This window comes from Stutzerimonas sp. Brlt_14 (assembly GCF_051948915.1).
In the GTDB taxonomy this organism is placed as follows: Bacteria; Pseudomonadota; Gammaproteobacteria; order Pseudomonadales; family Pseudomonadaceae; genus Stutzerimonas; species Stutzerimonas stutzeri.
This window is the reverse complement of record NZ_JAYJLM010000005.1, coordinates 97,414-120,328: the sequence shown is the minus strand read 5'-3', so window position 1 is coordinate 120,328 and position 22,915 is coordinate 97,414. Positions and strand designations below refer to the sequence as shown.

Annotated in this window: 25 protein-coding genes and 4 tRNA genes; 11 read left to right on the top strand and 18 right to left on the bottom strand. The window is 61.3% G+C overall.

Annotated features, from left to right (window positions below):
• Positions 1-57 precede the first annotated feature (57 nt).
• From flgA to VF716_RS13725, 4 genes are all read left to right on the top strand, one after another.
• Complete coding sequence (gene flgA / locus VF716_RS13740) at positions 58-798, top strand: flagellar basal body P-ring formation chaperone FlgA (RefSeq protein ID WP_111481711.1); 741 nt, start codon at positions 58-60, stop codon at positions 796-798.
• 107 nt (positions 799-905) lie between these two features.
• On the top strand, positions 906-1,235 hold the full coding sequence (gene flgM / locus VF716_RS13735) for a flagellar biosynthesis anti-sigma factor FlgM (RefSeq protein WP_014596198.1): 330 nt from the start codon (positions 906-908) through the stop codon (positions 1,233-1,235).
• A gap of 39 nt (positions 1,236-1,274) precedes the next feature.
• Entirely contained in the window at positions 1,275-1,745 is a 471-nt protein-coding gene (locus tag VF716_RS13730) for a flagella synthesis protein FlgN (protein ID WP_041771675.1), read from the top strand.
• A 62-nt stretch (positions 1,746-1,807) separates the two neighbouring features.
• The gene (locus VF716_RS13725; protein ID WP_111481710.1) at positions 1,808-2,551 is read left to right on the top strand and encodes a flagellar brake protein; all 744 of its coding nucleotides are present in this window, start codon (positions 1,808-1,810) and stop codon (positions 2,549-2,551) included.
• Positions 2,552-2,649: 98 nt separating this feature from the next.
• On the opposite strand, the gene VF716_RS13720 is transcribed toward VF716_RS13725, so the two are convergent.
• Positions 2,650-2,726 (bottom strand) — tRNA-Arg (locus VF716_RS13720).
• A 113-nt stretch (positions 2,727-2,839) separates the two neighbouring features.
• Between VF716_RS13720 and VF716_RS13715 the strand changes: the two genes are divergently transcribed.
• From VF716_RS13715 to VF716_RS13700, 4 genes are all read left to right on the top strand, one after another.
• Complete coding sequence (locus VF716_RS13715) at positions 2,840-2,986, top strand: hypothetical protein (protein WP_161566248.1); 147 nt, start codon at positions 2,840-2,842, stop codon at positions 2,984-2,986.
• Between the two features lie 17 nt (positions 2,987-3,003).
• Positions 3,004-3,216, top strand: coding sequence for a hypothetical protein (locus tag VF716_RS13710; RefSeq protein ID WP_014596195.1), 213 nt, complete (start codon positions 3,004-3,006; stop codon positions 3,214-3,216).
• Between the two features lie 42 nt (positions 3,217-3,258).
• The gene (locus VF716_RS13705; protein ID WP_013982219.1) at positions 3,259-3,444 is read left to right on the top strand and encodes a PA3371 family protein; all 186 of its coding nucleotides are present in this window, start codon (positions 3,259-3,261) and stop codon (positions 3,442-3,444) included.
• A 212-nt stretch (positions 3,445-3,656) separates the two neighbouring features.
• Positions 3,657-3,980 (top strand): Arc family DNA-binding protein, encoded by a 324-nt coding sequence (locus VF716_RS13700; protein WP_013982217.1) that lies wholly within the window; start codon positions 3,657-3,659, stop codon positions 3,978-3,980.
• 316 nt (positions 3,981-4,296) lie between these two features.
• Here the strand turns inward: VF716_RS13700 and VF716_RS13695 are convergent, their stop codons facing one another.
• The 4 genes from VF716_RS13695 to mgtE all read right to left on the bottom strand — a co-directional run bounded on the left by VF716_RS13695 (position 4,297) and on the right by mgtE (position 9,082).
• Positions 4,297-5,433: a sodium ion-translocating decarboxylase subunit beta gene (locus VF716_RS13695; RefSeq protein WP_014596192.1), complete on the bottom strand. Its 1,137-nt coding sequence runs from the start codon at positions 5,431-5,433 to the stop codon at positions 4,297-4,299.
• Positions 5,434-5,443: 10 nt separating this feature from the next.
• Positions 5,444-7,234 (bottom strand): sodium-extruding oxaloacetate decarboxylase subunit alpha, encoded by a 1,791-nt coding sequence (oadA, locus tag VF716_RS13690; RefSeq protein ID WP_095460934.1) that lies wholly within the window; start codon positions 7,232-7,234, stop codon positions 5,444-5,446.
• A gap of 22 nt (positions 7,235-7,256) precedes the next feature.
• Positions 7,257-7,499 carry an OadG family protein gene (locus tag VF716_RS13685; RefSeq protein ID WP_013982214.1) on the bottom strand — a complete coding sequence of 81 codons (243 nt, stop codon included), beginning with the start codon at positions 7,497-7,499 and terminating at the stop codon, positions 7,257-7,259.
• A gap of 140 nt (positions 7,500-7,639) precedes the next feature.
• Entirely contained in the window at positions 7,640-9,082 is a 1,443-nt protein-coding gene (gene mgtE, locus VF716_RS13680) for a magnesium transporter (protein WP_013982213.1), read from the bottom strand.
• 329 nt (positions 9,083-9,411) lie between these two features.
• On the opposite strand from mgtE, the gene VF716_RS13675 reads away from it, so the two are divergent.
• Positions 9,412-9,894 carry a DUF4124 domain-containing protein gene (locus tag VF716_RS13675; protein ID WP_013982212.1) on the top strand — a complete coding sequence of 161 codons (483 nt, stop codon included), beginning with the start codon at positions 9,412-9,414 and terminating at the stop codon, positions 9,892-9,894.
• A 49-nt stretch (positions 9,895-9,943) separates the two neighbouring features.
• Here VF716_RS13675 and VF716_RS13670 read toward each other — a convergent pair.
• The 12 genes from VF716_RS13670 to rnd form a co-directional block, all read right to left on the bottom strand.
• Positions 9,944-10,020, bottom strand: a tRNA-Arg gene (locus VF716_RS13670).
• 69 nt (positions 10,021-10,089) lie between these two features.
• Positions 10,090-10,166 (bottom strand) — tRNA-Arg (locus tag VF716_RS13665).
• A 110-nt stretch (positions 10,167-10,276) separates the two neighbouring features.
• Positions 10,277-10,367 (bottom strand) — tRNA-Ser (locus VF716_RS13660).
• 62 nt (positions 10,368-10,429) lie between these two features.
• On the bottom strand, positions 10,430-10,615 hold the full coding sequence (gene csrA / locus VF716_RS13655; protein WP_003283978.1) for a carbon storage regulator CsrA: 186 nt from the start codon (positions 10,613-10,615) through the stop codon (positions 10,430-10,432).
• A gap of 180 nt (positions 10,616-10,795) precedes the next feature.
• On the bottom strand, positions 10,796-12,034 hold the full coding sequence (locus VF716_RS13650; RefSeq protein ID WP_013982211.1) for an aspartate kinase: 1,239 nt from the start codon (positions 12,032-12,034) through the stop codon (positions 10,796-10,798).
• 79 nt (positions 12,035-12,113) lie between these two features.
• The gene (gene alaS, locus VF716_RS13645) at positions 12,114-14,738 is read right to left on the bottom strand and encodes an alanine--tRNA ligase (RefSeq protein ID WP_440552750.1); all 2,625 of its coding nucleotides are present in this window, start codon (positions 14,736-14,738) and stop codon (positions 12,114-12,116) included.
• Between the two features lie 170 nt (positions 14,739-14,908).
• Positions 14,909-15,925 (bottom strand): low-specificity L-threonine aldolase, encoded by a 1,017-nt coding sequence (gene ltaE, locus VF716_RS13640; protein ID WP_440552749.1) that lies wholly within the window; start codon positions 15,923-15,925, stop codon positions 14,909-14,911.
• Positions 15,926-15,967: 42 nt separating this feature from the next.
• On the bottom strand, positions 15,968-17,188 hold the full coding sequence (locus tag VF716_RS13635) for a hypothetical protein (RefSeq protein ID WP_125919048.1): 1,221 nt from the start codon (positions 17,186-17,188) through the stop codon (positions 15,968-15,970).
• Between the two features lie 72 nt (positions 17,189-17,260).
• On the bottom strand, positions 17,261-17,710 hold the full coding sequence (locus VF716_RS13630) for a YcgN family cysteine cluster protein (protein ID WP_013982207.1): 450 nt from the start codon (positions 17,708-17,710) through the stop codon (positions 17,261-17,263).
• 126 nt (positions 17,711-17,836) lie between these two features.
• A complete protein-coding gene (locus VF716_RS13625; protein WP_011912542.1) occupies positions 17,837-18,244 on the bottom strand; it encodes a hypothetical protein in 408 nt (135 codons plus the stop codon).
• A 90-nt stretch (positions 18,245-18,334) separates the two neighbouring features.
• Positions 18,335-18,628: a YcgL domain-containing protein gene (locus VF716_RS13620; protein WP_011912541.1), complete on the bottom strand. Its 294-nt coding sequence runs from the start codon at positions 18,626-18,628 to the stop codon at positions 18,335-18,337.
• Complete coding sequence (gene rnd / locus VF716_RS13615) at positions 18,625-19,749, bottom strand: ribonuclease D (RefSeq protein ID WP_014596186.1); 1,125 nt, start codon at positions 19,747-19,749, stop codon at positions 18,625-18,627. Before rnd ends, VF716_RS13620 begins: the two co-directional genes overlap by 4 nt.
• Before the next feature lie 136 nt (positions 19,750-19,885).
• On the opposite strand from rnd, the gene VF716_RS13610 reads away from it, so the two are divergent.
• Positions 19,886-20,731 (top strand): sulfurtransferase, encoded by an 846-nt coding sequence (locus VF716_RS13610; protein WP_011912539.1) that lies wholly within the window; start codon positions 19,886-19,888, stop codon positions 20,729-20,731.
• A 196-nt stretch (positions 20,732-20,927) separates the two neighbouring features.
• Positions 20,928-22,229, top strand: a complete 1,302-nt coding sequence (locus VF716_RS13605; protein WP_011912538.1) for an OmpP1/FadL family transporter — start codon at positions 20,928-20,930, stop codon at positions 22,227-22,229.
• Positions 22,230-22,275: 46 nt separating this feature from the next.
• Here VF716_RS13605 and VF716_RS13600 read toward each other — a convergent pair whose 3' ends face one another.
• Positions 22,276-22,824: a glutathione peroxidase gene (locus VF716_RS13600; protein ID WP_011912537.1), complete on the bottom strand. Its 549-nt coding sequence runs from the start codon at positions 22,822-22,824 to the stop codon at positions 22,276-22,278.
• Between the last annotated feature and the right edge of the window lie 91 nt (positions 22,825-22,915).

Here is a 22,915-nt window from a genome sequence, read left to right as displayed (position 1 = left end):
GGCCGAACGATTCAGACGCGGCACGCCCCTTGCTTAGGTTGGGATATGAACGTCCTTATGACCATTTTCCGACGCGCCGATCTGGCGCTGTGCCGGATTGCGCTGCTACTACTACTTTGCGCGACGGGCTCACTCGCCCACGCGTCAACCATGTCACATCCTGAACAGCTTATCGACGTGACCGAGCAGTTTCTTGAGCGCACGGTTGGCGAGTATTTGATCCGCAGCGCAATCACCGCCCGGCATGAGATCAGCGTCAATCGATTGGACCCTAGGCTGCGCCTCAACCCTTGCGATCAGCCGCTCGCCGCCAGCCTTGGCGGAACCACCGCTCCCGTTGGACGTGTCACGGTAAGGGTAAGTTGCGAAGGCAGCAGCCCGTGGTCGGTTTTCGTACCGGCGCAGGTGCGCCTGTATCGCGAGGTGATCGTCGCAAACAGATCCCTTCTACGCGACACCGTGCTGAGCCAAGCGGATGTCAGCCTCGCCGAGCGGGATGTGTCGGCGCTCAATCAAGGCTATCTGACCCGAATGGACGAGGCCCTGGGCAACAAGCTTACCCGCCCCGTGCAACCCGATCAGGTGATCACACCCAATCAGCTGGAGATGGCCAAGGTTGTCCGCAAGGGGGATCAGGTCGTCATCACCGCCAAGACGGGTTCGATCAGCGTACGCATGCCCGGCGAGGCAATGGCTGATGGCGCTCCGGGCAAGCAGATTCCTGTCAAGAATCAGCGTTCGGGCCGCACGATCAAGGCCAGAGTAACCGGCCCCGGCCAGGTGGAGGTCGCGATGTAACCGGGATTCAACAGTTTTCCGATGTGTACCCAGGAAAAAAACGCTAAAGTTTCCATCACTGTTGCCGAACACATGGCAAGCGTCCTGATTCCTTCGAGGTTTGCATCATGGTCATCGACTTCAATCGGCCCAACAGCCCACTGAATGCCCCCAGCGGGCGCAACGGTGTGCAAGGTAGCGAACGCGCAGCCAACCCGCAGCAAGGGCCGGCAAGCGAGGCAACGAAAACCAACACCGTCAGCGGCAATGCCAGCGACACCGTTCAACTGAGCCCTGAAGCTCAACGCCTGCAGCAAGCGGCCGACAAATTGGCTGATCAACCCGCTGTAGACCAAGAGCGCGTAGAAAAACTGAAAGCAGCGATTGCAGACGGCTCTTATAAAGTCGACAACCAGCGCGTAGCAGCCAAGCTGCTGGCGTTCGAGACGCAACGCTGAGCCTGAGCCCGACTAACGCGAGCAAGCCCAGAGACCGAAATGCACGAAACAGCCCTGCTTGAGCAGCTAACCGAAGATATCGGCATTGCACACCAACTCCTTGAGCTTATCGATGAGGAGTTTGCTGCTCTGGGCAACCGTGATCTTGCTGGGCTTGAAGCGATCCTGACAAAAAAGCAGCCTTTGCTGGCACTGCTCGGCCAGCATGGCGCCCAGCGCAGTCAGTGGCTGACCGGACAACAACTGACACCTGATCGCAATGGCCTGCAGGCCGCAGTCAGTGGCTCACCGAGCGGCGAGACCATTCTCGAACAAGCCCGCACGCTCGAAGCCGAACTGGAAAGCTGCCGTAGCGCCAACGAGCGCAATGGCCGGCTGATACGCGCCAACCAGAGCGCCTTGGGTAGCATGCTGCACATACTCCAGGGCAAGGACGATACTCCCGACCTGTATGACAATCGAGGCGGAGCGTCCAAGAGCAAGCAGCAACGACCTCTCAGCCAAGCCTGACGATAGACCGCTACAAGGACGCCACGCGATGGTGATAACAATGCGCCGGAGAACACCGGACCGTGTCTAACTTATTTTTTGGTGACGAGGGCCCGCAACCGCCCAAGGTACTGACGGCACCGCTAGAGATCTACGCCAATCTGCGTCCCCTGCTGGATAACAATATTCCCCTGACACTGCGCTTCCACGAGCGCAGCCAGCGATACCAGAGTTATCTGGTCGAGATGAACCGCGAAACCGGCTGGATCGCCCTCGACGAGCTTATCCCCAACGATGGCGAGAGACTGCTCCTGCAGGGCGAAGCCGTTCATGTCGAAGGCTTCTACGAAGGCGCGCGCATCTTCTGGACAAGCCAGCAAGACGTGCATCTTGGAGAAATAGATGGGGCACGTTGCTACTGGATCCCTACCCCTGCCGAACTGACCTATCATCAGCGCCGCAACGCTTATCGCGCGCAGCTGAAGGAGCTTGCCGTCACCGCCCAGCTAGGCGGCGCAGCGGTACGAAATGCATTGGAAGGCCGCCTGCTCGATATCTCCGCAACGGGCTGCAAACTGAGCATCAAAGGCAATCAGGGTAATCTGCAGACAGGCCAGGTTTATGAACTGGCCGCCAAGCTCCCGATCGGAACCATTCAGACGGAAGTCGAACTCCGCCACCTGGTGGTCGATGAAAAGCTGGATATGACCATGTGCGGGCTGCGCTTCCACCGCCTTAGCGGATTGACCCAACGGCAGATCGAACGATTGGTCTACCAGCTACAGCGCGATGCACGCCGCGACAATACCAACTCGCCATTCGGCTAATCATCTACCGCACCCTAGCTACCCCACCAACTAGCCCTGCAGCGCTTGCCAGCTGGCGAGCCGCCCGCTGCGGCTTTGCCTCGTCATGCAGGCTTTGATGGCGTCCCAGGCGAGGTTCGAACTCACAACCTTCCCCTTAGGAGGGGGATGCTCTATCCAATTGAGCTACTGGGACTGATTGCGCGGCCGGCATGTTAGCGAGCCAGATGCGCTTTGTCATGTCGTTCGTGGGGCCAACGCTGCTCACCCGCCACCTCTGGAACCCTGTCTCGGCCGGGATTTGTCATCATGCAAATTGCATTGGTCGCGGCGTGCATCCGTGCAAAGCGCAAGCTCGCCTCTGACACATTCCAACCTAAGCCATTGATTTTAAAGGACTTAAAAGCAATTCAGGCTTGGCACAGCGCGTGCAATATGAAAGGCAATCAAATGTGACGCGAAGGATGACGCTCATGATCAAGCCGGTTTCCCTCCTGAGTACTGGATTCGCACTGGCCGCGCTGGCGGCGATGCAAATGCCAGCAGCCGAACCGCAAGCGCATCAATACGAGCCCACCCCGCAAGTTTCCACTCAGCGCGTGCAGTTCGCTGAAAAGGCCCAGATCACGACCCTGAGCGCCACCCAGGGCAGCACATTGGCTCAGCCGCAACGCTGGGTCTTTTAAGGGATTGGATTTTGAGCGGATCGTTCCGCAAAGGAGATATTCATGTCCAAGTTCGCATTGACTTGCCTACTGCTCACCGCGGCCTGTGTGTATGGCGCATTCGCAGAAATACAGGAGCCGGGCGCGCTAGCTGCCGCTTGCAAGGCGGGCATCGGAGTCTTTGGGACGCTGTTCCTGATAGCCCTGATGATTGGGCGCAAAATAAAGTTCGATCCGGTACTGCGTTGATTCATCCCCGCTGTGGAAAATGGACTGCATCACAGTAAAGGCACTTTGATAGCACAACCACTTTACTAATCACCGATTCGTCGTACAATTGGCGCCATTAAGCCGTCTTCTATTTTTTCCCTTGGTCGACGGAACAGCGAGTACTGGTGGTTGTCAGACCGGTGACTACCCCGGCAATACGCCAGCACGCCCACCTGACTAACCGGTTAATTATGCGCCCTATGAAACAGGCAGTTTATTCCAGCCGCACGGCTGACAAATTCGTGGTTCGGCTTCCCGATGGCATGCGCGAACGCATCGCTGAGGTAGCGCGTAATCATCACCGCAGCATGAACTCGGAAATCATCGCCCGCTTGGAGCAAAGCCTGCTGCAGGAAGGCGCTCTGGACGACGATCTGAGCATGCGTTTGGACAGTCCTGAGCTGTCACTGCATGAACGAGAGCTGCTCCAGCGTTTCCGTCAGCTGGCTCACCGACAGCAGAATGCCTTGATCGCGCTGATCGCTCAGGATACCGAGCTCGCCAAGGAAGACTGACAGCAACTGGACAGGGGCGTGACAGGCCCCTGTCCATGCATCCACGGCCTCACCTGGCCAGCACCCTCCCCTCCCCCCCGCCGCACCCCTTCTATCTGCCTGCCTCCCCAGCCAACCAAGCCGCTTGGCACGAAGCCACCGCTTGCATGATGGCAATGCCCGATGAAAAAGCACTGACGCAGGAGCCGCCATCAGCGACCGCGCATCGGGCGGACACTGACCATTCGACTGCTTGATCGGAAGGGAAAGAGGTGAACAAGGTCACCTCAGACGCACCTCAGAAAGAGGCCGCCTGAGGAACACAGGACATGCGGCGCTAGCCGACGAAGTTGAGGAGCACGCCTGCGGCTACCGCAGAGCCAATGACGCCCGCCACGTTTGGCCCCATGGCATGCATCAACAGGAAGTTCTGCGGATTAGCCTCCAGACCAACCTTATTCGAAACGCGCGCCGCCATCGGCACGGCCGAAACACCGGCGGAACCGATGAGCGGGTTGATTTTGTTCTGGCTGAAGCGATTCATCACCTTGGCCATGAAAATGCCCGCCGCCGTACCGCCACAGAAGGCCACCATCCCCAAGACCAGAATCCCCAGCGTCTTCATTTGCAGAAACGCTTCGGACGACAGCTTCGAACCCACCGTCAGGCCCAGCGCAATGGTGACGATATTGATCAGCGCGTTGCGCGACGTATCGGCCAGACGATCCACAACGCCGCATTCGCGCAGCAGGTTGCCGAAAGCGAACATGCCCACCAGGGGCGCCGCATCCGGCAGCAACAAGCCAACCAGAATGCAGAGGACCAACGGAAAAACGATTTTCTCCGCCTGGCTGACATGGCGCAGCTGCATCATGACGATGGCACGCTCTTCCTTGGTGGTCAGCGCACGCATGATCGGAGGTTGTATCAGCGGAACCAGCGCCATGTAGGAATAAGCCGCCACGGCAATCGGCCCCAACAGTTCAGGCGCAAGCTTGGAGGTCACGAAGATTGACGTCGGGCCGTCCGCACCGCCGATGATCGCGATGGAGGCCGCCTCACGCAGCGTGAACTCCATTCCCGGGATTCCCAGCGCAGTCAGCGCCAGCGCACCGAGCAGGGTGGCGAAGATACCGAACTGGGCTGCCGCCCCGAGCAACAGCGTCTTCGGATTGGCCAGCATCGGACCGAAATCGGTCATTGCTCCGACACCCATGAAGATCAGCAGCGGAAACACGCTGGTCGGCAGGCCGACCTCATAGAACAGGTGCAGGATGCCAGCTCCCTCACCCATGTTCGCCACCGGGATGTTCGCCAGGATGCCGCCGAAACCGATCGGAATCAGCAACAGCGGCTCAAAACCCTTGCGGATCGCCAGATAGATCAGCCCCAGGCAGACGAGGATCATCAACGCCTGCCCGGGCTCGAGGTGATAAAGACCGGTTCCCTGCCACAGCTTGAGCAACTTATCCATGCGACTCCCCTTAAGCGATGCTCAACAAGCTGTCGCCGACCGAAACCGCGTCGCCAACCTTGACGTTGACCGAGGCAACGGTACCGGCCTTGAACGCACGGATCTCGGTTTCCATTTTCATGGCCTCGAGAATCACCACCAGGTCACCCTCCTGAACGAGCTGCCCAGGCTGCACCAATACCTTGAATATGTTGCCGGCCAGCGGTGCTGCCTGCGGCTCGCCACCAGCCGGAACGGCTGCTGCAGTCGAACCGGCACGGACGGCGCTGGTCGCAGGACCCGCACCGAGCGGCTTGATGCCTTCGATGTCGCCCCCCTCGTTGACCTGCACGACGAACGACTTGCCATTGACCTCGACGGTGTACACCTCGGGCTTGCCCGGCTCGCGCGCCGGCAGCTCGCTGCCGGTGGGTGCCGGCTCGAACGCCGAGGGATTGCCGCGATTCTCGAGGAACTTAAGACCAATCTGCGGGAACAATGCATAGGTCAGGACATCATCGATGACATCCTCGGCCAGCTTGATGTTCTTCTCGCGGGCCAACCCTTCGAGGTCGGCCGTCAACCGCTGCATCTCCGGCTGCAAAAGATCGGCGGGACGGCAAGTGATGACCTCTGCGCCGTCGAGCACGCGCGCCTGCAATTCGGCGTTGAAAGGAGCAGGCGCTGCGCCGTACTCACCCTTGAGCACACCGGCAGTTTCCTTGGTGATGGACTTGTAGCGCTCACCGGTGAGCACGTTGATCACCGCCTGGGTGCCAACGATCTGCGAGGTCGGGGTTACCAGCGGGATGAAGCCCAGATCCTCGCGCACGCGCGGAATCTCAGCCAGCACCTGATCGAACTTGTCCTGGGCGCCCTGCTCCTTGAGCTGGCTTTCCATGTTGGTGAGCATGCCGCCCGGCACCTGGGCGACCAGGATGCGCGAATCGACGCCTTTGAGGTTGCCCTCGAACTTCGCGTATTTCTTGCGCACCTCTCGAAAGTAGGCGGCAATCTCTTCCAGCAGCTCCAGGTCCAGTCCGGTGTCGCGCTCGGTACCCTGGAACATGGCCACCACCGACTCGGTCGGTGAATGGCCGTAGGTCATCGACAGCGAGGAGATGGCAGTGTCGACATTATCGATACCGGCTTCCACCGCCTTGAGAATAGCCACCGAGGACAAGCCGGCAGTGGCGTGGCACTGCATATGGATCGGGATGGCCAGGCTGGCCTTCAGGCGCGAGACCAGTTCGAACGCCGTATAGGGGGTGAGGATGCCGGCCATGTCCTTGATCGCCACGGAGTCGGCGCCCATATCTTCGATCTGCTTCGCCAGATCGACCCACATCTCCAGGGTGTGCACCGGGCTGGTGGTGTAGGAAATGGTGCCCTGGGCGTGCTTGCCGTGCTGTTTCACCGCACGCAGTGCCGTTTCCAGATTACGCGGATCGTTCATCGCATCGAACACGCGGAACACGTCGACGCCGTTGACCGCAGCGCGCTCGACAAACTTCTCCACCACATCGTCGGCATAGTGGCGATAGCCCAGCAGGTTCTGCCCACGCAACAGCATTTGCTGGCGCGTGTTGGGCATGGCCTTCTTCAACTCACGGATGCGCTCCCACGGATCCTCGCCGAGGTAGCGGATACAGGCATCGAACGTCGCTCCACCCCAGCTCTCAACCGACCAGAACCCGACCTGATCGAGCTTGGCGGCTATCGGCAACATGTCCTCTAGCCGGACGCGGGTGGCCAGAATGGACTGATGGGCATCACGCAGCACCACATCGGTGATACCGAGCGGCTTTTTAGCAACTGTCATGGAAGGAACTCCCTTTCCAGAGTCAACCGCGGCGCGCGCGGTGTTGATGAATCGCGGCCTGGATGGCTGCAAGAATGTCCGCGTCTGTTTCAGCACCTGCATGCGGTGCAGGCGCAGCCTGAGGCGCCGGTGCACTTACGAAGCGACCGGTCAGATACGACATCAGGCGAATGCAAAGGATCAACAGAACGAGGAATGCGAAGACGAAACCGATGCCGAACAGCATGAGTTCGACGCCTTCGAGCAGGAGTTGGCTGGGGGTCATCGGGAGTTCCCTTGTCAGCAGTTCAAGCTGCTTGTTATTCGCTGCGTTAGTTCGGACACGTTCCGCGACACGCGAAACGGCCGAACCTTAGCCCGAAACAACGAAACAAGGCAAACCCCAACACGACGCGAAAAGCGCCGCTACAGCAGAAAAATTGTCGCCAATCCGAGGAAAATGAAGAAACCGCCACTGTCGGTCATGGCCGTGATCATCACGCTGGCCCCCATCGCCGGATCGCGCCCCAGTCGCGCCAGCGTCATCGGAATCAGCACGCCCATCAGCGCCGCGAGCAGCAGATTCAAGGTCATCGCAGCCGTCATCACGACGCCCAGAGACCAGCTACCGTAAAGCCACCAGGCTACCGCGCCTATCACGCCACCCCACACCAGACCATTGACCAGACCGACCCCGACCTCCTTGCGCAACAAGCGTACGGTGTTCCCAGTGCCCACCTGATCCAGCGCCATGGCGCGTACGATCATGGTGATCGTCTGGTTGCCGGAGTTGCCGCCGATGCCTGCGACAATTGGCATCAGCGCAGCCAGCGCCACCAGCTTCTCGATCGAGCCATCGAACAGGCCGATCACTCGCGAAGCGACGAATGCGGTGACCAGGTTGACCGCCAGCCAGGCCCAACGGTTGCGCACGGACTTCCAGACCGAAGCGAAGATATCTTCCTCCTCGCGCAGACCGGCCATGTTGAGGACTTCGCTTTCGCTCTCCTCGCGGATCAGGTCGACCATCTCGTCGATGGTCAGGCGCCCGATCAGCTTGCCTCCCTTGTCGACGACCGGTGTCGAAACCAGGTCGTAGCGCTCGAACGCCTGAGCCGCCTCGTAGGCGTCTTCGTCAGGATGGAAGGTGACCGGGTCGCTGGCCATTACCTCGGCGACCTGCTTGTCCGGATCGTTGACCAGGAGCCGCTTGATCGGCAGCACACCCTTGAGCACACCGTCGTAATCGACCACGAACAGCTTGTCGGTGTGGCCGGGCAGCTCCTTGAGCCGCCGTAGGTAGCGCAGCACGACTTCCAGGCTGACATCTTCGCGGATGGTCACCATCTCGAAGTCCATCAGCGCGCCAACCTGATCCTCCTCGTATGACAAAGCCGAGCGCACACGCTCGCGCTGCTGGGCGTCCAGGCTCTCCATCAGCTCATGAACGACATCACGGGGCAGTTCAGGGGCCAGGTCGGCCAGCTCGTCGGCGTCCATCTCCTTGGCCGCGGCGAGCAGTTCGTGATCGTCCATGTCGGCGATCAGCGTCTCCCGCACCGCATCGGAGACCTCTAGCAGAATGTCGCCATCGCGCTCGGCCTTGACCAGCTGCCAGACGGTCAGGCGCTCTTCGAGCGGCAATGCTTCCAGGATGTGGGCGACGTCCGCAGGGTGCAGCTCGTCGAGCTTGCGTTGCAGCTCGGCAAGGATCTGCCCCTGATCATAATTCTCGGCGGGCTCGACCTGCAGATTGTCCTGCCGGTATTCGCCATCCTCACCGAGGCGATGGCGTTGCAGCAGTTCGACCACCTGCGCCAGGCGGTCCTGCAAGGTCTCTTGTGGCTTTTTTGCTTCTACTTCTGTCATGGCGCACTCCACCCCCGGCCGGGAGCGCGCCGGGGGAATCAATCAATCTTCACGTGATTGGCAAGCGGGAAACTTGAATGGCTACTGGGTAAGTCCATAAGGAAAGGTTGTTCCACAGACCCATAGGGGCAGATGCGGCAATCATACCATCGCCGCGGCGCGCCGGACGTGCTCAAGTACAGCCCTTTCGGGCAACTTGCACACAGACACGTCAGCAGCATGGACGCCGACTTTTCTGTCGACGCCTTCACGGCGCAATGAGACACGGATGTACGGACAGCTTTTATTGAGTAGCCTGCAAGGCGCTTGTTCAGTCAAGGAGGACGACAATGAAAATGTGGGTGATCTGCACTGGCCTGCTTTTGCTGGCGAATCCGGCGTTTTCCGCAAGCGTGTTTCGCTGCGTCGATACCGCGGGGCACGTCACTTTCAGTCAGCAGGGCTGCCCCACGGACCAGAGCAGCGAGCGACAACAGGCGGTCAACCCGAAGCCCAGCTCCGACGAGACCGTGCGCATGGCCACGACCGCCAGCAGTACGAATCACGGACGCAAGGTCGGCAACGACGTGGCGGTAGTTGCCGAAAAAGACGACGGGTGCGGCAACAGGGTGACCGGCAGCGAGCGGCGCAGCGCGATCATCAGCAAGAGCATTCGTGCGGGGATGACACGCAGCGACGTGGAAAGCGCGCTAGGCCGACCGGAAAGCACCACAAGCACCAACGGCAGAGACCGCCTGCGCTTTCGGGACGGCAAGGGGCAGGTGCGCACGGTCAGCTTCGATGAACACGGCTGCGTGCTGGGCAAGCGCTAGCTCGCCAAAACGAAAAAGGGCCTGCATCGCTGCAGGCCCTTCTCTTGATTGGCGCACTCAGGAGGATTCGAACCTCCGACCGCTCGGTTCGTAGCCGAGTACTCTATCCAGCTGAGCTATGAGTGCGTAAGCGCTTGATAAACCAGATCACTGCTGGTTGCCCGAGCGACTCGCAAGATGCCAGTCATTCGAATATGGCGCACTCAGGAGGATTCGAACCTCCGACCGCTCGGTTCGTAGCCGAGTACTCTATCCAGCTGAGCTATGAGTGCGCTGAGCGTGCGCATTATAGGGAGTAAACAATGATGGTCAAGCACTTTGCCGTGGCGCTTTCCATCTGAAAGCAGGCTGACGCAAGAATCAAAAACCCTAGAACGCAAAATGGCGGAGAAGGGGGGATTCGAACCCCCGACACCCTTTTGAGGTGTACTCCCTTAGCAGGGGAGCGCCTTCGGCCACTCGGCCACCTCTCCGCAACACGGGGCGCATCATACCCATCTTTACCCCGTTTGCAAAGCCAAAAATTACAGAAAAATTAGTGGCTTGGTTCCTGATCCTTCTCTTTCTGGATCCGCTGGTAAATCTCCTCGCGATGCACCGCCACCTCCTTGGGCGCATTGACGCCGATACGTACCTGGTTTCCTTTCACACCCAACACAGTGACAGTCACATCGTCACCCACCATCAGGGTTTCTCCTACCCGGCGAGTCAGAATCAGCATTCCTTTCTCCTTAAACGGATTCAGTTCAGTAAACAGTCTGCAAAGATAAATACGGAAAATGTCCCGTAAAACATGAAGCTAGAGCCTTTCACCAGGTATTGACCCGCGCTCGGGAGCCTAAAGTTCCTTTTAGCACGGCCCAATACGACAGAAGGCGCGGACTAGCGCGCCTTCTGCGAATCACTCCGCAGTATTGCCAGCCGGCGCATCCAACTCAAATGCGGTGTGCAACGCACGTACTGCAAGTTCCAGATACTTCTCTTCAATGACAACCGAAACTTTGATTTCGGACGTCGAAATCATCTGGATATTGATGTTTTCCTTGGCCAGCGCCTCGAACATCCGGCTGGCGACGCCCGCGTGCGAACGCATACCGACACCGACGATAGACACCTTGGCGATGTTGGTGTCACCAATGACTTCCCGGGCGCCCATCTCGGCGGCAATCCCTTGCAGCACCTGAAGCGCGTTGTTGTAGTCGTTGCGGTGCACGGTGAACGTGAAATCGGTGGTGTTATCGTGCGCGACGTTCTGCACGATCATGTCCACTTCCACATTCGCGGCGCTGATCGGCCCGAGAATCTTGAACGCTACGCCGGGCGTGTCCGGCACCCCACGGATGGTCAGCTTGGCCTCGTCACGATTGAAGGCGATGCCGGAAATGATGGGCTGTTCCATGGATTCCTCTTCATCAAGGGTAATGAGGGTACCCGGACCCTCCTGAAAGCTGTGCAGTACACGCAGCGGGACACTGTACTTGCCGGCGAACTCAACCGCGCGGATTTGCAGCACCTTGGAGCCAAGGCTGGCCATTTCCAGCATTTCCTCGAAGGTGATCTTGTCCAGACGCTGGGCCTTGGCAACGACGCGCGGGTCGGTGGTATAGACGCCATCCACATCGGTGTAGATCTGACATTCATCGGCCTTCAACGCTGCCGCCAACGCCACGCCGGTGGTGTCGGAGCCACCGCGCCCCAGCGTGGTGATGTTGCCCTTCTCGTCCACACCCTGGAAGCCAGCCACAACGACGACACGCCCCGCCTTGATGTCGCGCTGGATGCGCTGCGCATCGATCTGCAGGATGCGCGCCTTCGTGTGGGCGCTATCGGTGAGGATACGGACCTGATTGCCAGTGTAGGACACCGCCGGAACGCCGCGCTTGATCAGCGCCATGGCCAGCAGGGCGATCGTCACCTGCTCGCCCGTGGACACCATGACGTCCAGCTCGCGCGGAACCGGCTGCTCGCTGATCTGCTTGGCCAGATCGATCAGACGGTTGGTTTCGCCGCTCATTGCCGAGACGACCACGACAATGTCATCGCCACCGTCGCGGAATTTCTTGACCTTTTCGGCCACCTGCTCGATTCGCTCGACGGTGCCGACCGAGGTGCCCCCAAACTTCTGTACGATCAAAGCCATTGTTAGCCGCCTAGAGCCCGCAAAGGGCATTCATTAAACAAACAACCTGCAGATGCCGGAGGCGCCTCCGGCAACTTAATCAAAGTGCCTGCTGAGCAAACGGCAGGGCCAAGGCCAACGCCTCGTCCAGCTTGGCGGCATCGGTACCGCCGCCCTGGGCCATATCCGGGCGACCACCGCCCTTGCCGCCTACCGCGGCAGCGGCCTGCCTCATCAGATCCCCGGCCTTCAGGCGCGAGGTCAGGTCCTGCGTCACGCCGGCAACCAGGACGACCTTATCGTCCTGAACCCCGCCCAGCAGAATGACCGCACTGCCCAATTTGTTCTTCAGCTGGTCGACCAGCGCCAGCAACGCCTTGCCGTCGAGCCCGTCCTGACGCGCCGCCAGCACGCGGATGCCGTTCACCTCAACCGCCGATGCCGCCAGATCATTACCTGCAGCGCTGGCGGCCTTGGCCTTGAGCTGCTCGAGCTCCTTCTCCAGCTGACGGTTGCGCTCCAGGAGGCCACCGAGCTTGTCCAACAGATTCTCGCGGCTGCCCTTGATCAGGCTGGCCGCCTGCTTCAGCTGTTCCTCGGCGTCATTGAGGTAGGTCAGCGCCGGTGCGCCAGTTACCGCTTCGATCCGCCGCACGCCAGCGGCCACGCCGCCTTCGCTGGTGATCTTGAACAGGCCGATGTCGCCGGTGCGGTTCACGTGGGTACCACCGCACAACTCGACGGAAAAACCGCCACCCATGGTCAGCACCCGAACGGTGTCGCCATACTTCTCGCCGAACAGCGCCATTGCGCCCTTGGCCTTGGCGGTATCGATATCGGTTTCCTCGATCTCTACCGCCGAATTGCGGCGGATCTCGGCATTGACGCGATCCTCCAGTGCGCGGAGCTGCTCCGGTTTGATCGCTTCGAAGTGGCTGAAGTCGAAGCGCAGGCGCTGACTGTCCACCAAGGAGCCCTTCTGGCTCACGTGATCACCGAGAATTTCACGCAACGCAGCATGCAGCAGGTGGGTCGCCGAGTGGTTGAGCGCCGTAGCCTGGCGCACTGAAGCGTCGACCGTCGCCTCGACTTGCGCGCCCGTGGTCAGCGTGCCGCTGTCGACGATTCCGTGATGCAGGAATGCGCCACCAGCCTTGCTGGTGTCGCGCACATCGAAGCGCAGACCCTGTGCCTCGAGGTAGCCGCAGTCACCGATCTGCCCGCCGGATTCGGCGTAGAACGGCGTCTGATCGAGCACCACGACGCCCTCCTCGCCAGCGCTCAGGCTATCGACCAGCATGCCTTGCTTGAACAGCGCCAGAACCTTGCCGCTGCCCGACGTGCCCTGGTAACCGATAAAGCGCGTCTCGCCTTCCACCTTGACCAGGCTGTTGTAGTCCATGCCGAAGGCGCTCGCCGAGCGGGCACGCTCGCGCTGGGCCTGCATCTCGCGCTCGAAGCCCTCTTCATCCAGAGTCAGATTACGCTCGCGCGCGATGTCACCGGTCAGATCGACCGGGAAGCCGTAAGTGTCGTAAAGCTTGAACACCACCTCGCCGGGAATGACGCTACCGGCAAGCGCGGCCAGATCCTGCTCCAGGATCTTTAGCCCCTGCTCCAGGGTCTTGGCGAATTGCTCTTCCTCATTCTTCAGCACGCGCTCGATATGCGCCTGCTGTTGCTTGAGTTCGGGGAAGGCGTCGCCCATCTCCGCTACCAGCGCGGCGACGATGCGATGGAAGAAGCTGCCCTTGGCGCCGAGCTTGTTGCCATGGCGGCAGGCGCGGCGAATGATGCGGCGCAGCACGTAGCCACGGCCTTCGTTGGACGGCGTCACGCCATCGGCGATGAGGAAGCCGCAGGAACGGATATGGTCGGCAACGACCTTCAGCGAAGCCTGGCCTTCGTTGGCGCAGCCGATGGCGTCCGCCGCCGCGTTCAGCAGGCTCTGGAACAGGTCGATTTCATAGTTCGAATTGACGTGCTGGAGCACGGCGCTGATGCGCTCCAGGCCCATGCCGGTATCGACGCTCGGTGCCGGCAACGGGTGCAGTACACCGTCCGCGGTCCGGTTGAACTGCATGAACACGTTGTTCCAGATCTCGATGTAGCGGTCGCCGTCTTCCTCTGGCGAACCGGGCGGACCGCCCCAGATGTGTTCGCCGTGGTCGAAGAAGATCTCGGTGCAGGGACCGCAAGGGCCGGTATCGCCCATCGCCCAGAAGTTGTCCGAAGCGTAGGGCGCGCCCTTATTGTCACCGATGCGCACCATGCGCTCGGCCGGCACGCCGACTTCCTTGGTCCAGATGTCGTAGGCCTCGTCATCGGTGGCATAGACCGTCACCCAGAGTTTCTCCTTGGGCAGGTTCAGCCACTTGTCGCTGGTCAGAAACTCCCAGGCGTAGTGAATCGCGTCGCGCTTGAAATAATCGCCGAAGCTGAAATTGCCGAGCATCTCGAAGAAGGTGTGGTGACGCGCGGTGTAGCCGACGTTTTCCAGGTCGTTGTGCTTGCCGCCGGCACGTACGCACTTCTGGCTGGTGGTGGCACGGGTATAGGCGCGCTTCTCCAGGCCGAGGAAGCAGTCCTTGAACTGGTTCATGCCGGCGTTGGTGAACAGCAGGGTCGGGTCGTTCGCCGGAATCAGCGAACTGGAGGCCACGCGAGTGTGGCCCTTCTCTTCGAAGAAGCGGAGGAAGGCTTCACGGATTTCTGCGCTTTTCATAGATTTCTTCCAGAGGACTGCGGCCGAACGGCTGCAAAACGACACGGCGAGGCGGGACCACCGAAAGCCGGTTCGCAACTATCCAACGGATAGCCGGCAAAGGGCCGCATTATATCGGGCCTGCGCGCCGGGTATAGGGGATAAAGGCGATTGAATCAAGCAATTCGACGTCAATTGCCGCTCATGTTCCCGGCGAATTCGGCGAAGGCACGCACCACCATCGGCAGGTGCTCGTCGTGCACGTCGAGATGGGTCACCAGACGCAGCCGTGCCGAAGGGGTCAGCCGGATGCCACGCGTCGAACAGAACTCCGCCAATGCCGAAGCCCTGTCACCCATCGCCACATAAACCATGTTGGTTTGCACGGGCTCGACCGCGAACCCAAGCGCGGCCAGCTCCTTTCCGAGCCACTGGGCGCGACGATGATCCTCGGCGAGCCGAGCGACATTGTGCTCCAGCGCGTAGAGCCCGGCGGCGGCGAGCACGCCAGCCTGGCGCATGCCACCGCCGACCATCTTGCGCAGGCGCCGCGCCTTGCCGATGAATGCCTCGCCACCGCAGAGCACCGACCCCACCGGCGCACCGAGCCCCTTGGACAGACACACCGAAACCGTATCGAAATGCCGGGTGATCTCTTGGGCATCGCAACCGAGCCTTACCGCCGCATTGAACAGCCGGGCACCATCCAGATGCAGCGCCAGGCCGTGCCGGCGCGTGAGGTCGCGAGCCGCGGCAAGATAGTCCAGCGGCAGCACCTTGCCCTGCATGGTGTTTTCCAGCGTCAGCAGACGGCTACGGGCGAAGTGGAAGTTGTCCGGCTTGATCGCCGCTTCGACGCGGGCAAGGTCCAGCGTCCCGTCCGCCTCCATTTCGATCGGCTGCGGCTGAATCGAGCCCAGCACCGCTGCTCCGCCGCCTTCGTATTTGTAGGTGTGCGCCTGCTGGCCAACGATGTACTCGTCACCCCGCTCGCAGTGCGCCATCAGCCCCAGCAGATTGCTCATCGTCCCCGAAGGAACGAAGAGCCCTGCGGCAAACCCCAGACTCGCGGCGAGGCGGCTCTCGAGCAGGCTGACCGTCGGGTCCTCGCTGTAAACGTCATCACCGGTCACAGCACAACACATCACTTCACGCATTGCGCTGGACGGCTGAGTGACGGTGTCGCTGCGAAGATCGATGATGGTCACAGAGGTCTCCTCATGGGGCGGGCTGACCCTGGCGATTCGGAATCAGCGCAGCAGTCGGGTGTTGAGCGCCTTCGAGCCGCCGCCAAGCAGCGTTTCGGTCATGGTGATGAAGTCGTCCGTGCTGACGGTATCCATGCGCATCAGGCCGCGCGCGACATCGTCCAGCGAATGCCGCCCCTTGCTGCGCTGGCGGATTTCCTTGTCCAGATCCTGCAACAGCAACACGGCGCGCGCAGTAATCGGGCCGGTGGAATGCTCGGTGCGCAGGCTATCGACCTTGCGACTCCATTTGATCAGATGCTCCCGAACTGCCTGATAACGATCCTCGCTCATCCCTCCGGCACGGCGCACCACTTCGATGGCGTAGTATTCGGCCAGCCCTTCGCTGATCCAGTCGCTGCGATCGGTGTCCTTGATGCGGCTGAACACATGCACCAGCTCATGCACCAGCGAGCTTGTGCCGTTCTCGCTGACCAGCGGGCGGTCGGCATGCATGTACAGGGAGTTTGGTCCGGAGAGCCCACCGCGCCACATGGGATCGCCGGCGCCGACAATCAGCAGCTTTGCCGGATCGCGGGGAAAGACGCTCTGCACCTGCGGCCAGACGAAGGTAAGCATGGTCAGGATGTCCATCCGCCGCACGCCCTCGCCTACCGGCGCTGCGACGGTGACCTCGGTTTCGCCAAGCTTGGCGCGACGGGTGCCCAGTTTGCCGGCCAGCATCCAGCCGGTCGGGCGATCGAACAGACGCTCGCGGTTGTCCACGCGAAAGCGGTTCTTGCCGATCCGCGGCCAGCCGGTTTCGATGCTCTTCCAGCCTTCCGGCAGCTCGAAGCTGATGCGTGACACCAAGCTCACGCCATCGACCTGATCCAGCCGCGCCGGCGGCACCAGATCATCGCCGCGGAACAGCGCCCAATCGGGCGTCATCCGCGCATCGAAGCGCCCGTTGTCACGGGGATGACTGATGCGAACGCGATAGCTCAGGGTCGCCTTGCCGGGGGCAGGTCGCCAGGTGCCCAGTGCCGGCGACTCCTGCTGCCATTCGCCGTCCGCCTGGAAGTCGCTGTAGTAACCCTCGTCGCCCAGGTTGAACTGCAGGCTGCGGACCGCCTCGCCCTTCTCCAGGATCAGCTGCACCACTGCCTGATCTTCCGCCGGGAGGAAGCGCACGTGATAGTCAAGATCGACCCGTTTGGCCGCCTGTGCCGGGCCGACGATGAAAAGAACGAGAGCGAACAGCGACAGCAGTCGAGCAAGCATCGAAGAGAACTCCACGGATCGGATAACGCGAGGGGTGTGCTGATCTTGAGACGATGCAATCGGCGCTTAGATTCAACCAGCACGGAAAATCAGGTGGTCTTCCCAATGCTCCTCGGCAACGCTGCCTTCGGCGAGCATCCTGCCGGCCTGGGAAATGCGCTCGACGTGTACCGCCTCGCGGTCGCCACAGACCAGATGGTGCCAGAGCGGCAGGTCCTTGCGCTCGGCCACCAGGCGGTAGGCGCAGGTGGGCGGAAGCCACTTGAACTGTGCGGCGTCCTGGGCATTGAGCTGAATGCAGTCCGGTACGCTGGCGCGCCGATTGGGATAATCGCTGCATTGACAGGTCTTCAGATCGAGCAAGCGGCAGGCGATGCGCGTGTAGTACACGGCGCCATCTTCCTCATCCTCGAGCTTCTGCAGGCAGCAGAGGCCGCAGCCGTCGCATAGCGACTCCCACTCGGCCGAATCGAGCTCGGCGAGGGTCTTGCGCTTCCAGAAGGGTTCGACTTTGGCCGCCATCTCTCTGTCACTACCGGGAAAAAGCGGCAAGTCTAGCCACTGCAGGATATCCGGCCAATAGCCGGCAGGCGGATCAAGGTCTGAGCCGTGGCCGCCGGCCGGAGCGGCAGGCAGCCACGCGGCGGATTACTGCTTGTCGAGCATGTCGCGATGGCTGCGCATCTGCTCGAGCATCTGCTCCATGTGCTGGATGCGCATGTCGAGCATTTCCTTGGACGGTGCCGCCATCATGCGGCCGCCGCCCATTGCCCCCTGCATCGGCTTGCCGCCCTGTTTGCCCATGCCGGCACCCGGGCCGCCCATCGGGCAGCCTCCCATGGCGCCCATGGTCGACTGCATGCTCTGCCAGTGTTCGTCCCGCAGCTTCTGCCGCTCTTCCGGCGTCTTCGCGGCCTGCCAGGCCTGACGATATTCCTGCATCTTCTGCCAGTGCTGCTGCCAGGCTTCGTTGTCGTAGGCCGGCGCCGGCTGCGCGCTGGCAGACATCGCCAGACCGGCAAGGATCGAACCGAGTACCCAGGAACGCGTTTTCATGAGCCGTCTCCCTATGCATGTGCGGACGACTTCAGAATAGTCCGATCCGCCGGCACGACCTTGTCCCCGGTCATGCCTGGCCGGGCACCTTCACATGGGATCGTTCATGCGCAGCAGTTCCTCGGGCAGGTGCTCGATGTACTCGTCCTCGGCCGGCGGCATCTGCAGGTGATAGCCCTGCGCCTCGATGTTGGCGAGCACCTTGTTGATGTCCTCGCGCGCCAGCTGGCGCTCCGGGGTGAGCACCAGCTCGAATGCCAGCTGCGGCGCGCCGAATGCGGCGAGCAAGCCCTCGGGCACGCGCTTGAGCGCATCGCGCTTGTCGACGTAGAGGTACATGCCGTCCTTGCGGGGGCTCTTGTAAATGGAACAGATGAGTTTCATGAGCGTTTTTCCAGAACATCCAGCAGGGCCTGCCCCATCCGCTCGCGGCGCCAGCCGCGCAGCGAATCGGGCAGTTGATAAGGGCCGTCGGGGTAACCGCTTTTCAGCAGTGCCTCCAGGGTCTTCTTGCGCAGCATCAGCTCCGGCGCGATATCCAGCGCCTTCGCCTCGCGCTGGCCGACCGCCCGCAACTTCTTCAACACGCCGGAAACTTCCAGCGGCAACGGCTCCGGCAGCGCCGCCGGCCAATCCTGTTCGGGCGTCGCGGCAGCCTCGCGGATCATCGCCAGCAAGGCTTCACCATCCTGGCGTACGGTGCGCGGATGCATCTCATCGATGCGCGCCAGCGTAACCAGATCGCACGGCTGGGTACGCGCCAGCGGCCACAGACTGGCCTCGCGCAACACGCGATTGCGCGGCTGGTTGCGCGCTCGGGCCTGGCGCTCACGCCAGGCGGTCAGCACCTTGAGCACGGCCAGCTGTTGAGGCTTGAGGCGCCAGGCCTGCTTGACCTCTCGATAGGCCTCCTCCGGGTCGGATTCGCGCTGCAGGTTGGCGACCAGCTCGGCACCGTCCTCCAGCACCCAGGCTCGCTTGTCGTCCGACAGCTTCGGCAGCAGCGCTTCGTAGAGTTCGGCCAGGTGCTGCGCATCCTCGGCGGCGTAGCGCACCTGCATCTCGCTCAGCGGCCGCTGCAGCCAGTCCGAGCGCGTTTCGCCCTTGGGCAGTTCGATGCCAAGCACGGCCTGGACCAGCCGCGAATAGCCCATGGAAAAGCCGATGTTCAGGTAGCCGGCGGCCAACTGGGTATCGAACAGCGGCTGCGGCAGGCTGCCGGTCAGGCGCAGCAGCACTTCGAGGTCCTCGCTGCAGGCATGCAGCACCTTTACCACAGCAGCATCGTCCAGCAGTGTGGCAAACGGATGCCAATCGCGCACCGCCAGCGGGTCGATCAGATAGGCGCGCCGCCCGTCACCGACCTGCACCAGCCCGGCGATGGGATAAAAGGTGTCCACCCTCATGAATTCGGTGTCCACCGCCACAAATGGCAGTTGGCGCCATTCGGCGCAGAGGCGGGCCAGATGTGCATCATCCACGACCCATTGAGTTTCGATGGCCACACGGCCTCCTTTTCGGCTGACGACCGGCGCGCGGCCGAACGAGGCGCGCAGTATATATCGAGCATCCGACCGGCCGGGCATTCATGGCCGGCGCGCACGCTGGTAGTGTTTAGCGATGTTTCCCCGGAGGCGTACGATGCCACTTGCACAACTCATCACAGCCGAGCAACTGGCCCGGCGCCTGGACGATCCCGCGCTGCGCATTCTCGATTGCCGCTTCGCCCTGGAAGATTCCACCTACGGCGAGCGCAGCTACCGCCAGGGCCATGTTCCCGGCGCCCGGTTCGCCGACCTGGAGAAGGACCTATCCGGCGCGGTCACCCCTGGGGTCACCGGCCGGCACCCACTGCCGGATCCGGAGCGGCTGGCAGCGCGCTTTCGCCAATGGGGCCTCGATGACGACAGCGACGTGGTGCTGTACGACGACGGCCCCGGTGCCTTTGCCGCACGGGCATGGTGGCTGCTGCTCTGGCTCGGTAAACGCGACGGCATCTACCTTCTCGATGGCGGCCTCAAGGCGTGGTGCGAAGCCGGTCTACCGATGGACGAAGCGATCCCCGATACTGAGCCAGGCACCTTCAGCGGGCGCGCCGACAGCAGCCTGATCATCGATGCCTCCGCGCTTCAGGAGCGCCTCGACGATCCCCAACTGGCGCTGCTCGACGCCCGCGCGCTGCCCCGCTTTCTCGGCGAAGTCGAACCCATCGATCCGATCGCTGGGCACATCCCCAATGCCACTTGCGTTCCGTTCACCGAGAATCTCAGCGACGACGGCCGGTTTCTCCCGGTCGAACAGCTGCGCAGGCGCTTCGAACCGCTGCTGGGCAACAAGCCACCCCAGCGCACCGTCGCCTACTGTGGCTCCGGCGTGACCGCCTGCCACAACCTGTTTGCCCTGTGTCTGGCTGGCTATCCGCTGGTGACGCTCTATCCCGGCTCCTGGAGCGAGTGGATCACCGACACCCGGCGGCCTCGCGCCTGAGTCCGACCACCACGCGGCGCCAGCAGGCGCCGCGTGGCTGACGAGTCACAATACGCCTCTGCGGTTTTGCCGAAGTTACATTTGTTTTCACAACCGTTAGTCGCCATCTTTACGAAAAATTGCAATTCATTGTCTTGCTACCTGTCCGAGAAAGTTGCTAGGTTCCGACCCGCTTTTATCCCGGAGTAGTACAACAATGAAAACAACATGGTTGAAGACCGCACTCGCGGTAGCCGTAGGCGCCTTGTCCAGCCAGGCAATGGCAGCCGGTTTCGCCCTCAACGAGCAAAGCATCAGCGGCATGGGCACCTCCTTCGCAGGCCGCTCATCTTCCGCCGACGACGCCACCACCCTCTTCGGCAACCCGGCCGGCATGTCCCGCCTCAAGCGTGAAGAAGTCAGCTTCGGCATGGCAGCGATCCATGCGAAGACGAAGATCAAGAACGCTTCCGCTGCGACTCCGCAAATAGACGCTCTCGGCGGTGCGCGCCTGCCGCTGAATGGCAGCAACGACGGCGATATGGTCCCGTTTACTGCCGTGCCGATGGGTTACTACGTCAAGCCAATCGATGAAAAGTGGGCCGTCGGGGTCGGCCTTTATGTGCCGTTCGGCATGATCACCGACTACGAGAACGGCTTCCAGGGCCGCTACCACGGTGATTACAGCGAAGTACGCGTAGTAACCGTGCAACCAACGGTTAGCTATCGCTTCAATGAGCAGCTATCGATTGGCTTCGGTCCGACGATCAACCGCATCGACGGCCAACTTGAGAGCGCAGCGCTTAACCGTACCTCGCCAGGCACTGCCGATGGCCGTGTCAAGGTAAAGGGCGACGACACGGCGCTTGGATTCAACGCTGGCGTGCTTTACGAATTTTCCCCGCAGACCCGCGCCGGGATTACTTACCATTCGAAAGTCAAATACACACTCGAAGGTGATACCAAGCTGTCAGGCGCTGGTTTTGCAGGCGCCACCGGCAAGTACGATGCGTCTCTTGACCTCGATACCCCTGAGTCGGTGGACGTATCGTTGACTCATGAGCTCAACGATCAGTGGACTCTTTACGCTGGCGCCATGTGGACGCGCTGGAGCCGCTTCGAAGCCATCATCATCGAAAACGAAGGCATCCCAGCACCGCTTCAGGGCAGTCTCGCACCTATTGTCGAAGATCAAGACTGGCGTGACACTTGGTCTTATGCGCTCGGCGCCGCCTACAAGCTGAACCGCGAATGGACCCTCCGTACCGGTCTAGCATTCGATCAGAGCCCCACCAATAACGTCGATCGTTCGCCTCGTATTCCAACTGGTGACCGTACCGCAGTGAGCTTCGGCTTGGGCTGGAACCCAACGGACGACATCACCGTTGACCTTGCCTATTCCTATCTGTGGGAAGAAGACACCAAGGTCCGCCGTGAACACCCAACCAAGGGTGTTTACAGCGCCGATTACGAAAACAGCGCCCACGGTTTCGGTGCCTCGCTCAGCTACCGCTTCTGATCCAAGCGCTACAAAAAAGCCCCGGTTCTCCGGGGCTTTTTCGTTTCTACCTCGCCAGCGCCTTTTCCACCGCCGCGATCAAGCGAGGATCATCCGGATTTACCTTGCTGGAAAAATGCGCGACGACGCGCCCCTGCCGATCGACCACGTACTTGTAGAAGTTCCAGCGCGGCGCCTGTCCAGCCTGCTCCGCGAGTTCGCGGAACAGCGGCGTGGCGTCACGCCCGCGCACTGCCTGGGTCTGGGTCATGGTGAAGGTCACGCCGTAGTTCACGTAGCACACCTCGGCTGTCTCGGCTTCATCGTCCGACTCCTGGAAGAAGTCGTCCGATGGCACGCCCAGCACCTCCAAGCCGTCGCCCTTGTAGCGCTGATAGAGCGCCTCGAGGCCCTTGAATTGCGGGGTGAAACCGCAGTGGCTGGCAGTATTGACCACAACCAACGCCTTGCCCTGGAAGGTCTGGCACAGATCGACGCTGTCCTTGGAGCGCAGCTTCGGCATCTCGTGCTGCAGCACGGCCGGACATTCGCTGGCCGCCGCCGGCATTACCGGCAAGGCGAGCGCAGACAGGGCAATGAGCGTGAGAAGCTTCATGACTGAGCTCCTGAAACAGGGAGCTTCCACGCTACTCCGCCACCGCTCGATGGGCAATCGGCAACTTCCGACGCGCACTACCTCGACAGCG